A 13,531-nucleotide genomic window follows, 5' to 3' on the forward strand; every position below is an offset into this window, starting at 1 on the left:
TTCCAAAAACCGCGCGTCAGGCGTCGATCCAGCGGGCGTTGTGCGCGTTGCGCTGGATGAACAGGCGGCGAGGCTCCACCTCGTCGCCCATGAGCATCGAGAACGTCTCGTCGGCCTGCAGTGCGTCTTCGATGTGCACCTGCTTGAGCACGCGGTTGGCCGGGTCCATCGTGGTCTCCCACAGTTCCTGATAGCTCATCTCGCCCAGGCCCTTGTAGCGCTGGATGCCTTCGCCCTTCGGCAGCGTGCGGCCGTTTGCCTTGCCTTCGGCGAGCACACGGTCGCGCTCGGCGTCGGTGTACACGAAGTCGTGCGGGCCCTTGGTCCACTTGAGGCGGTACAGCGGCGGCATGGCCACATACACGTACCCCGCGTTGATCATGGGGCGCATGTACCGGAAGAACAGCGTCAGGTTCAGCGTGGCGATGTGCGCGCCGTCCACGTCGGCGTCGGCCATGATGATGACCTTGTGGTAGCGCACCTTGTCGATGTCGAAGTCCTCGCCGTAGCCGCCGCCGATCGCGGTGATGAGCGACTCGATCGTGTCCGACTTCATCATGCGGTCGAGGCTCGCGCGCTCGGTGTTGAGGATCTTGCCGCGCAACGGCAGGATCGCCTGCGTGATCGGGTTGCGGCCCTGAATGGCCGAGCCGCCTGCCGAATCGCCCTCGACGATGAACAGCTCGCACTCGCTCGGGTCGTTCGACTGGCAGTCCTTGAGCTTGTCGGGCATGCCGGCGGATTCGAAGATCGACTTGCGGCGCGTGTTCTCGCGCGCCTTCTTGGCGGCGATGCGCGCGCGTGAGGCCTCGATGGCCTTCTGGATGATGTTCTTCGCCTCGGTGGGGTGCGCATCGAACCAGTCGCCGAGCTTCTCGTTCATCACGCGCTGCACGAAGGTCTTCGCCTCGGAGTTGCCGAGCTTCGTCTTCGTCTGACCTTCGAACTGCGGGTTCGTCAGCTTCACCGAGATGACCGCGGTCAGGCCTTCGCGCACGTCGTCGCCGGAAAGGTTGTCATCCTTCTCTTTGAGGATGTTCTTGTCGCGCGCGTAGCGGTTCACCATGCTCGTGAGCGCCGCGCGGAAGCCCTCTTCGTGCGTGCCGCCTTCGGTCGTGGAGATCGTGTTCGCGAAGGTGTGCACGGACTCGGAGTACGCGGTGGTCCACTGCATGGCGATTTCGACGGAGATGCCGATCTGCAGGTCCTCCGACTCGATGTCGATCACATCGGGCTCGATCGGCGTGGCCTTGCGCAGCTTGACCATGTAGTCCACGTAGTCCTTGATGCCGTTCGCGTACTGGTACGTGACGGTCTGGTGCAGCTCCTCGGCGGCGTTGTCGCCGTCGCCGGTCACCTCGTCGCCCTGCACCTCGGTTTCGCGCATGTCGGTGAGCGTGATCTTGAGGCCCTTGTTCAGGAACGCCATCTGCTGGAAGCGGCTGCGCAGCGTCTCGAAGTCGTAGATCGTGGTCTCGAAGATCTTCGGGTCGGGCCAGAACGTGACCGAGGTGCCGGTCGTCTCGTCGTCGCGCATCGCACGGCCCTGCTTGAGCGGCGCGGTGGGGTGCTGGTTCACGTAGGTCTGCGTCCAGTAATAGCCCTGGCGGCGCACTTCGATGTCGACGCGCGTCGAGAGCGCGTTGACGACGGAGATGCCCACGCCATGCAGGCCGCCAGAGACCGCGTAACCGCCGCCGCCGAACTTGCCGCCGGCATGCAGCTTCGTCATGACCGTCTCCACGCCGGAGACGCCTTCGCCCGGCACTTCGTCGACCGGGATGCCACGGCCGTCGTCGACGACGCGGATGCCGTTGTCGGGCAGAATCGTCACCTCGATGTGCGAGGCGTAGCCGGCGAGCGCCTCGTCGACCGAATTGTCGACGATCTCATACACCAGGTGGTGCAGGCCGCGCGGGCCGGTGGAGCCGATGTACATGCCCGGGCGGATGCGCACTGCCTCAAGGCCTTCGAGCACGCGCAGATCGCTCGCGTCGTAATGGTCGGGCGAGAGGGTATCGTCGAGCTGCGCTTCGGTCAGCTGGTCGTTGGCTGGATCGCCGGACTCGGGGGATTCCATCTTCGAATCGTCCGCAAGATCTGTCACAGAGATTCCTTTCTGCGTTCGCCGTGAAGGGTTATGCGCAGGGCGATATGCCCTAGAACACAAATAAAACGCCCTTCTAGGCGTTTAGGTAGTCTACTAAGTATTCTACTTGCGCATAGGGACGTCTCCGCACAGCGGGCTCGCTGCGGATTTTCACGCGGATCATCGCCGCATCAACGCTCGCGCGGCGGCCTCATATTGTGTTGTACGTACAACCGTTTGCGCATGCCCGGCCCATGCGCCTGCGGCCCCACCACGCGCACGTCGTCCACGGTCAGCCCGGTGAGCGTTTTGCGCACTTTCTCGAGGATCTGCGGGCGCAGGAACTGCACCTGCTGGGTCCATGCGGGCGATTCCGTGCTGATCGTGAGCACGCCGTCGGCGAGCCGCTCCACGCGTGTGTGCGCGGCGAGCACATCGCCCACGATCGACGCCCAGTCCTCGGTCAGCGCGGCAATCTGCATGTGGGGGAGCCAGCCGGCACGCTGCAGGAATCCGGACATCACACCACCGAAACCGCGCACGTCACGCCCCGGTTTGCCGAAGTTCTCGCGCGCCTGCTCGCGCTTGATGCGCCGTTCGCGGATCAGCCCGGCGCGGTCGCTCAGCCGCTTGAACTCCTGCGCGCCGAGTTTGCGTTCGTCAAGGTGGAGCGCCACCACCACTGGTTCGCGGATCATGTATCCTCCCCGTGCTCCATGCGGGCGCGCAGATCGTGCACGTCGATCACGTGCGCGCCGGCGATCGGCGGAATGTCGGAAGCTGCGGCCACGGTGATGATCACCTGCCGCTGGGCCTGCGCGAATTCGAGGATCTGCGCGCGCCGAGTTTCGTCGAGTTGGGCGAACACGTCGTCGAGGATCACCACGGGCTGCGTGCCGTATTCCTGATTGAGCAGCTCGTAGACGGCCATTTTGAGCGCCAGGCCGAGCGTCCACATCTCGCCGTTCGACGCGAATTCGCGCGCGGGCATGCCGTTGAGCTGCACCATGAGCTCGTCGCGCTGCGGGCCGATCAGGTTCTGCCCGCGCGCCACTTCGCCCGCATACAGCCGTTGGAAGTGCTGGCTGATCCGCGCCGCCGGATCGTCGCCGTCGAGGACTTCGGCGAACGACGGCTCATACAGCAGCGACGCCTGTTCGCCGGCGCCCGAAAGCCGTGCCACGAGGTCCGCGAAGGGCCGCTGCAGGCGCTCCACGAGGTCGATGCGCGCACGCGTGATCTGCAGGCCGAGTTCGATGTATTGGCCGGTCCAGATCTCCAGACCGGTCAGCGCGGTGTCGCGGTAGGTGTCGAAGCCGCGTTCGGCCGCGCCGAGCTGTTTGAGCAGGGCCGCGCGCTGTTTGGCGACGTGCGTGAAGCGCTGCAGCTGGTCCGCGTAGCCGCGCATGAGCATCGACGCGGTCTGGTTCATGAACTGCCTGCGCGCGCCCGGATCGCCCGCCACGAGCCGCTGGTCGTCCGGCGTGAACGCGACGAGCGGGATCATGCCGGCGATGTCGCGCATGTAGCGAGACGGTCCGCCGTTGATGCGTGCGCGGTTGGCGCCTTTCGCGCGGATCGTGGCCTCGATTGTGGTGGGCGGCTCATCCGGTTCGTCGCTGACGTTCGCGCGGATCGTGGCCTGCGTGTGGCCGCGCTGCACGAGCGGCAGCGACGACGTGGCGCGGTGGCTCGACCCGGTGGCGAGCACTTCGAGCGCCTCCACGATGTTGGTCTTGCCCAAGCCGTTGGCCCCCTGCAGGATGGTGACGCCGGAGGCCAGGTCGAGCAGGCAATGATCCCATGACCGGAAGTGGTCGAGCGCCAAGCGCGAAACAACCATGATGCGCGTCAGTTGCCGAAGCGCATCGGCACGAGCAGGTAGCGGTAGGCGAGCGATTCCTCGGAATCGGCCTCCTGCTGGCCGTTGAATTCGACCGGCTTGATCGCCGTCGTCATTTTCATGCGTACGAACGGTTCGGCGATGGCGCTCAGGCCTTCGCGCAGGTAGTTCGGGTTGAACGCCACGGTGATGTCTTCGCCGTCGAGGTCCACGTCGAGGATTTCGTTCGCGGAGGCTTCGTCGGCGGCGCCGGCCGAGAGCGTGAGCTCCTGGCCGGCGAACACCATGCGGATGGGGGCGTTGCGTTCGGCTACGAGCGAGACGCGCTTGATCGCGTCGAGCAGCGCCTGCTTGTTGATGACGACGTGGATGGGGTAGGAGTCGGCATACAGCTTGTCCACGTTGGGGAATTCGCCGTCGATGAGCTGCACGGTGGAGATGCGGCCGGCGTTTTCGATGCCGAGGAGCGAGGGGTTCTGCGGGTCCAGGTAGACGATCACGTTCTGGTGCTCGTCGATGGAACGGGAGATGTCGCGCAGGTGCGAGCCGCCGACGAGCGCGATCGTGTTCAGGTCGTCGCTCTGCGGCGTCCACTGGAACGTGGAGCGCGAGAGGCGGAAGCGGTCGGTTGAAGACATGGTGACCGAGTCGCCTTCGAAGCGCATCTGGATGCCGGTGAGTACCGGGCGGCTTTCGTCGCGCGCCACTGCCACGGCGGCTTGGTTCACCGACTGCGTGAAGGTCTGCGCGTCCACTTGGCCGAGCTGCGGGGGCAGCTGCGGCAGATCCGGGTATTCGGTTTCGGGCATGAGCTGCAACGTGAACGTAGACTTGCCCGAGGTGATTTGTAGCGTGGATCCGTTGGTCTGCATGTAGGCTTTTTCGGAAGGCAGCGACTTGCTGATGTCGGCGAGCAGTTTGCCCGGTACCACCACGGTGCCTTCCTCATCCACACCGGCCTCCACATGGTCGCGGGCGGAAATCTCATAGGTGAACGCCGAAAGACGCAGCGTTCCCTCCGTTGCTTCCAATTTCACGCCGGAAAGGATTGGATTGGTGGGGCGTGCATTGAGCACACTGGTGGTCCATGCTACGGCGTCTGCGAATGAGGTGGAATTGACTTCGACTTTCATGCTGCTCCCTGCATTGGTGGTTGGCGGTGCTGTCTGAAGTTCATTCTAGCGAGTCTTCGCGGTTGTTCTCCCACTGCTTGGTGTGGATTGCCGCGCGGAGTTATGAAGATGGTGATGAGATTGAAGTGGGTAAGGAATAATCGTAATAATAACGGCTGTGGATTTGTGGATAACCTGCGAAAGCCTTTCCACCATGGGGATTGTGGACAACTTGCATATGTGGATAACCGCTGCGGATAATGTGGATAAATAGCCGAGTTATCCACCATTGCAAGAAGGCGGTCGGTTTATCCACATTTTTTGTGGATTCATCCACGGCGCATCCACGCGATTTGGGCAGTTTTCCACGGGTTATCCCCTGAAGTTACCCACATATGTGCATAACCATGTGGATAACTTTTTTCGCCGGAACACACCCGCCGGTGTGTCGCGCCGGCGGTGCGTCCACGGCGAACTGTGGATGGGCACACAAATCGTCCAGTATACGCCCGGCCTGCGCTATTCGCTGATGCGCTGGCGCAGCTGCAGCGTCAGCTCGGTGACGTATGTGTAGATCTGCGGGTTGTCTTTCATGCCTTCCGAGATGGTCTTGCAGTTGTGCATGACCGTGGTGTGATCGCGCCCGCCGAACACCTGGCCGATGTTCACGAGGCTCATGCTTGTCAGGTCGCGCGTCAGGTACATGGCGATCTGTCGGGCGATCGTCACGTTCTTGGTTCGGGTGGGGCCCACGAGGTCGTCGAACGTGAGGTGGAAATACTTCGCCACACGGCCGATGATGTCGGTCGGCTTGAGCTCGATGTCGGTCGAGAAGAAATCCTGCAGCGTCTGCTCGGCGAGGATGCGCGTGACCGGCTGGTTGTTGAGCGAGGCGAGCGCCGTCACACGGTTCAGCGCGCCTTCGAGCTCGCGGATGTTGTCGGTGAACCGCTCGGCGATCAGGTCGAGCACGTCGTTCGGCACATACGTGCCGTTCGTGGAGACGAGCATGCGCAGGATCGCGATGCGCGTCTCGAGGTCCGGCGGCTTGACGTCGACGGTCAGACCCTGCTCGAAGCGAGAGATGAGTCGTGCTTCGAAGCCCTTGAGGTTCTTCGGCGGCACGTCGGACGCGATGACGATGCGCTTGTTGTTCTGGTAGAGCGAGTTGAACGTGTGGAAGAACTGCTCGAGCGTCGACTCCTTGTCTCCCAGGAACTGGATGTCGTCGATGAGCAGCACGTCGATCTCGCGGTATTTGCGGTTGAACTCGTTGATGCGGCTTTCCCCACTCGCCTTGTCGGCGCGCAGCGAGTCGATGAACTCGTTCGTGAATTCCTCACTCGTCACGTAGCGCACGCGCGTACCGGGCTGCTTGAGCAGCGCGTAATTGCCGATCGCGTTGAGCAGATGGGTCTTGCCCAGACCCGACCCACCGTAGATACACAGGGGGTTGAAATCCTGCCCCGAGCCTTCCGCCACGGCGAGCGCCACGGTGCGCGCGAAGCGGTTCGAATCGCCGGGCACGAAGGTGTCGAACGTGTCGTTGCGGTTGAGGTGCGTCTCCGGGTCGAGTGACGGCTTGCGCTGGCGGTCCTTCATCGGCACCTGCGGGAACGAGCCGGTGGATGCGGGCATGTCGAAGTTCGTGCCGGGCATGATGTCTTCGAAGGTCTGTACCACGGCCTCGTCGTAATGCGTGGCGGGCTTGGCCGGGGCGGCGGACCCGCGCGGCGCCGCTTCGGCCGCGGCCGGTTTCGCACGGCTCGGCGCGCGTTCGGCCTCGACCTGCGCCCCGGGCGGCGTGGCGCGCGTGGAAGACTGCAGGATCTTGAACGCGGGGAACAGTTCGATGCCGCCGTTGGCCACCTTGAGCGCCTGCAGCAGCACGGAGTTGAGGTCGGTCTGCAGCATGCGCTGGGTTTCGTTGTTCTCCACGGCCAAAATGATCGTGGTGCCGTAGATCGCCTCGGGCAGCACGCCTTCGAACCACCCCTTCTGCCGGGCGGACAGTGTCGCGTTGCCGCGTAGAAGGGTAAGCGCGTTCGACCAGATCAGGGCTGATTGGGTGCCCGGATCGAGATTGTCTCCGCTCATAGCTGCATCTCCACTGTCATCAGAAAAAACCTAACAGCATATGTTTACTCCGACTGAAGGAAGTTATCCACATGCTTGCGTGTTGAAAACACTGGATTTGTGAATAACATTGGTGTAGTTTGTGGATAAGTCCCCGTGAGTTTCCCCATAGATTGCAACGATTCTGTGGATTTTCCGCCCCACGTATCCACCGCGGTTGAGGCTGTGCCGTAGGCTGACTTGGAGCCGCCCTCCCCGCGGGGTAGGGGTATCGGTAGATTAGTAGGGATTGTGTCAAGAAGCGCCATGCGTGAAACATGGCGCGTACGTTTTAACGGGAGCATCAACCATGAAGAGGACCTTCCAGCCGAACAACCGCCGCCGTCACATGAAGCACGGCTTCCGCGCCCGCATGCGCACCCGCGCCGGCCGCGCCATCATCAATCGTCGTCGTTCCAAGGGCCGCAAGACCCTCTCCGCCTGATTCCATCTGACGGCGAAGTGGAACGGCTCAAGAGCCACCGCGAATTCGTAGCCGTCCTGCGCCATCGCCGCCGCGTGTCAAGCCGCGACATCGTGTTGCATTACCGCATGCGCGCCGCAGATGAGCGCGCCCACGGCAACGTGGGGTCGGATGTGCGCGTCGGCCTGGCCGTTTCCAAGGCAGTGGGCAACGCGGTCACGCGCAACGCGGTCAAACGCCGCTTTCGCGTGCTCGCCCGGCGGTACGAACATGAGCTGCCCGGGCAATGCGACATCGTATTGCGCGCCAAGCCGAGTGCGGCGGGCGCGCAGTTCGCGTCACTCGACGCGCAGATGGCGCAGCTGTTCCGCGCGGTGCATACGAAGACGGATCAGTCGGCAGGCCAATCGTGACATTACATGCAGGGCAGGTGATGATTCGCTGCATCCGCTGGTACCAACGGCGGATTTCGGCGAATACCCCGCCCTCATGTCGTTATTACCCCTCATGTTCCAACTACGCGCTCCAGGCCATCGGCCGGTACGGGGCGTTCCGCGGTGGTCTGCTCGCCGCACTGCGCCTGCTGCGCTGCCGTCCGTGGAGTGCGGGCGGCATCGATGACGTGCCGCAGCGGTTCTCATTGTTCTACAGATTTTCCTGGTCACGCGCGCACGAAGAGCCGCGACTGACCCCATTGCCTCACGACGAGAAGGAGTGAACGGCCAGATATGTCGGATAATTTTCTTTTGGATAGCGGATTCTGGGGGTGGCTGTACAAGCTGCTGACCCCGGTGGAGTGGCTCATGACGCAGGTCATGTACTGGTTCCACAAACTGCTCACGCTCATCGGCATGCCGGCCGTGGGCCTTTCCTGGGTGCTCTCGATCATCTTCCTCGTGATCGTGGTGCAGGCCTGCGTCTTCCCGCTGTTCTACAAGCAGATGAAATCGATGCGCGGCATGCAGGCGATCCAGCCGAAGATGATGAAGATCCAGAACAAGTACAAGGGCAAGAACGATCCCGCGAGCAAAGAGGCGATGCAGCGCGAGATGATGAAGCTCTACAAGGACAACAACGCCAACCCGGCGGGGTCGTGCCTTCCGATGCTCATCCAGGGCCCGGTCTTCATGTGCATGTTCTACGTGCTTTCGGCCATTCCGTACATCGCGCGCGGCAAGCGTGCGCCACTGGGCGCCTTTGACGTGGCCACCGCGCAGGAGTTCTCCTCAACCACGTTCTTCGGCACCAAGGTCTCCGACACGTTCACCACTGCCGGCACAAGCGGCAAGATCGTCATCGGCATCTTCGTGTTCGCCATGTGTGCGTGCCTGTGGTACATGCAGTGGAACACGATGCGCCGCAACACCGCGCCCGCCTCGATGAACAAGCAGACCGAACGCATGCAGAAGATGATGCTGTGGGTGTTCCCGGTCATGTACATCTTCTCTGGTGTGGCCATGCCGTTCGCCGTGCTCGTCTACTGGCTCGCCAACAACATCTGCAACCTGCTGCGCTCGTTCTGGCAGCTGCACGAGTTCCCGACCCCGGGCTCGCCGGCCGCGGAGGACAAGGAGAAGCGCGACCACGACAACGAGAACAAGCGCCGCGCCGCCAAGGGCCTGCCGTCGATCGAGGAGGAGAAGCTCATCGAAGCCAAGCAGGAGGCCGAGCGCAAGGCCTCGCAGGGCCACCAGCGCCAGCAGCCGCAGCGCAAGAACCGCCGCAAGAAGTAAGCGCCGCGCCACTGCGAATCCATGCATATCCCCGCACACGTCACTCGATGGGTGCGGGGATTTTCGATACCGGTGCGTGTTGTTCCATACCGTTGTTTTACACTTGGGAACGACCTGTGTAAGTACGGGCGCCCGCGCACATCGCCCCGGGCGCGCCTGAAGGCCCCATGCCCGGGCTATGAACGAAGGAGCAGCTATGGTGCAGGACGACGAGAAGACGATCGAACAACTCAATGAAGAGGCGGACATTGCCGCCGACTACCTCGAGGGTCTGCTCGACGTGGCCGATTACGAAGGCGACATCGAGATGGGCGTGCGCAACAACCGCCCGATGGTGCAGATCGTGGCCGACGACGACACCGACATCAAGCACCTAATCGGCCGCAATGGCGAAGTGGTCGACGCGCTCCAGCAGCTGTGCCGCCTGGCCGTGCAACAGCAGACCGGCGAACGTTCGCACCTGATCGTGGACGTGGACGGCTTTTTGAAGCGCCGCCGCCAGATCCTGCGCGACATGGCGCTCGACGCGGTCGACGACGTGCGCGAGACCGGCGAGCCGGTGGATTTGAAGCCGATGAACTCGTTCGAGCGCAAGATCATCCACGACGTGGTGCGCGATGAGGGCCTGCGTTCGCGTTCGCACGGCGAGGAACCGAAGCGTTACGTGACCGTCTACCTCAAGCACGAGGCCGTGGACGACGACGAGTTCGAAGACGACGAGGAGTACATCGTCGAGGACTGACAATTCCGGTTTCACGCAAGGCGCCCCGGTGCATCTGTGCCGGGGCGCCTTGCTCCGTTGAGCGCGCCGGTGGTGCGCCGCGCGGTAGGATGGTGCGTTATGAGTGTTGAGATCCATACCGACGAGCAGCTCGCCGATTCGCCTGTGTTGCAGGCCGTGTTCGGTGAGGCGCTGCCGAAAATCGAGGTGTTTCACGGGAAACTGCAGGCCGAAGGCGAGGAGCGTGGTCTGATCGGCCCGCGTGACGTGAGCATCATCTGGGAGCGCCACCTGCTCAATTCCGCCGCGATTGTGCCGTTTGTGGTGGAAAAGACCGAAGGCCGCCAATTCAAGACCGTGGCCGACCTGGGCAGTGGCGGGGGATTCCCGGGGCTTGTGATTGCCGCGATGCTGGCCGACCGCATGGTCACCTTGATCGAACCGATGGAGCGGCGCATCGAATGGCTCAATGAATGCGTGGACGCCATGGAATTGGCCAACGTGAAGGTCGTGCGTGGCCGCGCCGAAGAGGCGATCGCCTCGCTGCGCATGCACAACGGCCAGGGCCGTGGCAAAGTTGCGGTGACCGATGACCTGTACCAGACGGTCACGCACCCGTTCGCCGTGGTGACATGCCGCGCAGTGGCGCCGATGACGAAGCTCGCCGGATGGGCGTTGCCGCTCGTGGAGCCGAAGGGCGCGCTTGTGGCGCTCAAAGGCCGGTCCGCGCAGGCCGAGATCGACAAGGCGAAGCCGATGATCAAGCGCTTCGGCGGCATCAAACCCCGTGTGGTGACCGCGCCGGTTGCCGATGGCTTCGAATCGACGCAAGTGGTGATCGTCGATAAGCGCTGAGTGGAGCGCCAGTGGCGTGAATGGTATGGCTTCACGTGAGTTATCCACAGGTTTTGTGTAGCCGAAAAAGTTATCCACAATCGGTGGGTGGTGGAGTTAAAGTGCTCACAATCCATTGAAATCATTATGATTTCACCTACCGTGCAATATACGGGTCACGCCGTATATCCACACATCATCCACAATTATCCACACCCGATCCACACCGGTGTGAAACCGTGAAACACCCGTGAATCTGTCCATACGAATGAAGAGACTGTAACGTATTGCGACTTAGAGGAGGTCCGTCTTCGTGACTCAGCAAGGGAACACCCCGGGCATGGAAAGCGCAACCGAAACCATCGCACGCATCTTCTCCGACGACCCCTCCGGCGTCGGTTCGGAGATCGCCGGGCTTTCGGCGCGCTACGAGCGCATCAACGAAGCCGTGTTCGATCCGCCGGCCCAGACACGGCGTATCGCCGTGGCGAACCAGAAGGGCGGCGTGGGCAAGACGAGCACCGCGGTGAACGTGGCGGCGGCGCTGGCCCTCGCCGGCATGCGCGTGCTCGTGGTGGACATGGATCCGCAGGGCAACGCCTCCACCGCGCTTGGCGCCAAGCACAACTCGGGCGACCCGTCCGTCTATGACGTGATCGAAGGCCGCGCCACGATCGCCGACGTGATGCAGACATGCCCCGAATTCGAGACGCTGCAGGTGGTGCCGGCCTCGATCGACCTTTCCGGCGCCGACCTTGAGCTCGCCGACATGCCCGATCGCAACAACCTGATGCGCAACGCGCTCGACGCGTTCCTGGAGCAGACGTCTGTGCATTACGACTATGTGTTCGTCGACTGCCCGCCGAGCCTCGGCCTGCTCGTGATCAACGCGATGTGCGCGGTCAACGAGATGCTCATCCCTATCCAGGCGGAATACTACGCGCTCGAGGGCCTGGGCCAGCTCATCAACACGATCGGCCTCGTGCAGTCGAACTTCAACCCGGAACTGCTCGTCTCCACGATGCTCGTGACGATGTTCGACCGGCGCACACTGCTCAGCCGCGAAGTGTACGAGGAAGTCAAAACGCACTACCCGAGCATCGTGCTCGACACGACGATTCCACGCACGGTCAAGATCTCGGAGGCGCCGAGCTTCGGCCAGAGCGTGATCTCGTACGACCCACGCGGCAAAGGCGCGGTCTCGTACCGCGAAGCCGCGTACGAACTCAACAGCCGGTCCACGGTGGTCCTGGAAACCCTTGCATCGAGGAGAAACGAGAACTGATTATGGCATCGAAATCACGTTTGGGCCGAGGGCTCGGTGCGCTGTTTCCGTCACTGCCGGGCGAAGAGCCGGCCAAGCCGGCCGCCGAAGCCGAACCGGCGGCACCCGCGCTACAGCCGGCGCGCAAGCGTGCGGCCGCCGCGCTGCCCACGCGCGCACGCAAGGCGCAGCCCGCCGAAGCCGACAAGCCGGCAGGCCCGATCTCGCCCCTCGAATCGACGATTCCGTCGATGGGTGAGATGACGCGCCATGCGGAGACCGTCTCGAAGCTCGCGGCGCCGATGACGCTGCAGCCGGAAGCCGCCGAGCACAAGCCGGTGGCGCAGGCGCCCGCCAAGCCGCAGGCCAAGACGCCGGCAGCCAAGTCCGCGAAGCGCGCCGCGATGCCGGCGATTGGCGACATGGCCCACCCGAGCGACATGTTCTTCGATGGCACGCCGATTGCGCCGAAGGCGGGCGTGGATGCGAAGCCGGCGGCCGAACCGCGGCTCAAGCCGGTCGAAGGCGGCTATCTTGTGGAACTCGAGACCGCGCAGATCGGGCCGAACCTGCACCAGCCGCGCACGGTGTTCAACGACGACGAACTGCGCGAACTCGCCGAATCGATCAAGGAAGTCGGTGTACTGCAGCCGATCGTGGTGCGCAAACGCCCGGTGGAGCAGATCCGCGCGGCGCATGCCCAGCCGCAGCAGGAGGGCGGCGACCGCTTCGCCGACCGCATGGACAGCGAATATGAGCTGATCATGGGCGAGCGCCGCTGGCGCGCGTCGCAGCTCGCCGGACTGTCGACGATCCCCGCGATCGTCAAGACGACCGCGGACGACTACATGCTGCGCGACGCGCTGCTCGAGAATCTGCACCGCGTGGCGCTCAATCCGCTCGAAGAGGCGGCCGCGTACCAGCAGATGATCGACGAGTTCGGCCTCACGCAGCTGCAGCTCGCGAAATCGGTGTCGAAGTCACGCCCGCAGATCGCCAATACACTGCGCCTGATGAACCTGCCGGCGAGCGTGCAGAAGCGCGTGGTGGCGGGGCAGATCTCGGCGGGCCATGCGCGCGCGCTGCTCGGTCTGCCGAGCGACGCGGACATGGAGAAGCTCGCCCAGCGCATTGTGGATGAGGGGCTTTCAGTGCGCAGCGTCGAGGAGATCGTCTCGATGCAGACTGCCGACCAGCCGAAGAAACCGAAGGCGAACAAGCACAATCCGTGGGCTGGTTCGCCGATTCAGCTCAATCTGGAGAAGCGCTTCGACACCAAAGTCTCCATCAAGGGCTCCGAGCAGCATGGGCGCATCGAGATCGTGTTCTCGTCGCCGGAGGAGATGGACCGCATCATCGCCCTCCTCGACCCGCAGTAAGCGGCGGCTGGAGGCAT

At 63.2% G+C, this 13,531-nt stretch carries 13 protein-coding genes; 8 read left to right on the forward strand and 5 right to left on the reverse strand.

The window, feature by feature from the left end:
* Positions 1–16: 16 nt before the first annotated feature.
* The 5 genes from gyrB to dnaA form a co-directional block, all read right to left on the reverse strand.
* Entirely contained in the window at positions 17–2,080 is a 2,064-nt protein-coding gene (gyrB, locus tag BPSG_RS06480; protein ID WP_051592080.1) for a DNA topoisomerase (ATP-hydrolyzing) subunit B, read from the reverse strand.
* 200 nt (positions 2,081–2,280) lie between these two features.
* Positions 2,281–2,787: a DciA family protein gene (locus BPSG_RS06485; RefSeq protein ID WP_026643888.1), complete on the reverse strand. Its 507-nt coding sequence runs from the start codon at positions 2,785–2,787 to the stop codon at positions 2,281–2,283.
* A complete protein-coding gene (gene recF / locus BPSG_RS06490; RefSeq protein ID WP_033502326.1) occupies positions 2,784–3,932 on the reverse strand; it encodes a DNA replication/repair protein RecF in 1,149 nt (382 codons plus the stop codon). Before recF ends, BPSG_RS06485 begins: the two co-directional genes overlap by 4 nt.
* 8 nt (positions 3,933–3,940) lie before the next feature.
* On the reverse strand, positions 3,941–5,065 hold the full coding sequence (dnaN, locus tag BPSG_RS06495) for a DNA polymerase III subunit beta (protein WP_026643889.1): 1,125 nt from the start codon (positions 5,063–5,065) through the stop codon (positions 3,941–3,943).
* 498 nt (positions 5,066–5,563) lie between these two features.
* On the reverse strand, positions 5,564–7,141 hold the full coding sequence (gene dnaA / locus BPSG_RS06500) for a chromosomal replication initiator protein DnaA (protein ID WP_026643890.1): 1,578 nt from the start codon (positions 7,139–7,141) through the stop codon (positions 5,564–5,566).
* A gap of 328 nt (positions 7,142–7,469) precedes the next feature.
* Between dnaA and rpmH the strand changes: the two genes are divergently transcribed.
* The 8 genes from rpmH (at position 7,470) to BPSG_RS06535 (ending at position 13,514) form a co-directional block, all read left to right on the forward strand.
* Positions 7,470–7,604 carry a 50S ribosomal protein L34 gene (gene rpmH / locus BPSG_RS06505; RefSeq protein WP_026643891.1) on the forward strand — a complete coding sequence of 45 codons (135 nt, stop codon included), beginning with the start codon at positions 7,470–7,472 and terminating at the stop codon, positions 7,602–7,604.
* A gap of 17 nt (positions 7,605–7,621) precedes the next feature.
* Complete coding sequence (gene rnpA / locus BPSG_RS06510; RefSeq protein WP_026643892.1) at positions 7,622–7,996, forward strand: ribonuclease P protein component; 375 nt, start codon at positions 7,622–7,624, stop codon at positions 7,994–7,996.
* A 20-nt stretch (positions 7,997–8,016) separates the two neighbouring features.
* The gene (yidD, locus tag BPSG_RS08480) at positions 8,017–8,301 is read left to right on the forward strand and encodes a membrane protein insertion efficiency factor YidD (RefSeq protein ID WP_054321385.1); all 285 of its coding nucleotides are present in this window, start codon (positions 8,017–8,019) and stop codon (positions 8,299–8,301) included.
* A 10-nt stretch (positions 8,302–8,311) separates the two neighbouring features.
* Positions 8,312–9,316 carry a membrane protein insertase YidC gene (gene yidC / locus BPSG_RS06515; RefSeq protein ID WP_026643893.1) on the forward strand — a complete coding sequence of 335 codons (1,005 nt, stop codon included), beginning with the start codon at positions 8,312–8,314 and terminating at the stop codon, positions 9,314–9,316.
* A 196-nt stretch (positions 9,317–9,512) separates the two neighbouring features.
* Positions 9,513–10,058 carry a Jag family protein gene (locus BPSG_RS06520; RefSeq protein ID WP_026643894.1) on the forward strand — a complete coding sequence of 182 codons (546 nt, stop codon included), beginning with the start codon at positions 9,513–9,515 and terminating at the stop codon, positions 10,056–10,058.
* A 99-nt stretch (positions 10,059–10,157) separates the two neighbouring features.
* A complete protein-coding gene (gene rsmG, locus BPSG_RS06525; protein ID WP_026643895.1) occupies positions 10,158–10,892 on the forward strand; it encodes a 16S rRNA (guanine(527)-N(7))-methyltransferase RsmG in 735 nt (244 codons plus the stop codon).
* A gap of 319 nt (positions 10,893–11,211) precedes the next feature.
* The gene (locus BPSG_RS06530; protein ID WP_022857851.1) at positions 11,212–12,156 is read left to right on the forward strand and encodes a ParA family protein; all 945 of its coding nucleotides are present in this window, start codon (positions 11,212–11,214) and stop codon (positions 12,154–12,156) included.
* A 2-nt stretch (positions 12,157–12,158) separates the two neighbouring features.
* Positions 12,159–13,514 (forward strand): ParB/RepB/Spo0J family partition protein, encoded by a 1,356-nt coding sequence (locus BPSG_RS06535; RefSeq protein WP_026643897.1) that lies wholly within the window; start codon positions 12,159–12,161, stop codon positions 13,512–13,514.
* The last annotated feature ends 17 nt before the right edge of the window (positions 13,515–13,531 follow it).

The sequence above is a fragment of the Bifidobacterium pseudolongum subsp. globosum genome, assembly GCF_000741295.1.
GTDB lineage: Bacteria > Actinomycetota > Actinomycetes > Actinomycetales > Bifidobacteriaceae > Bifidobacterium > Bifidobacterium globosum.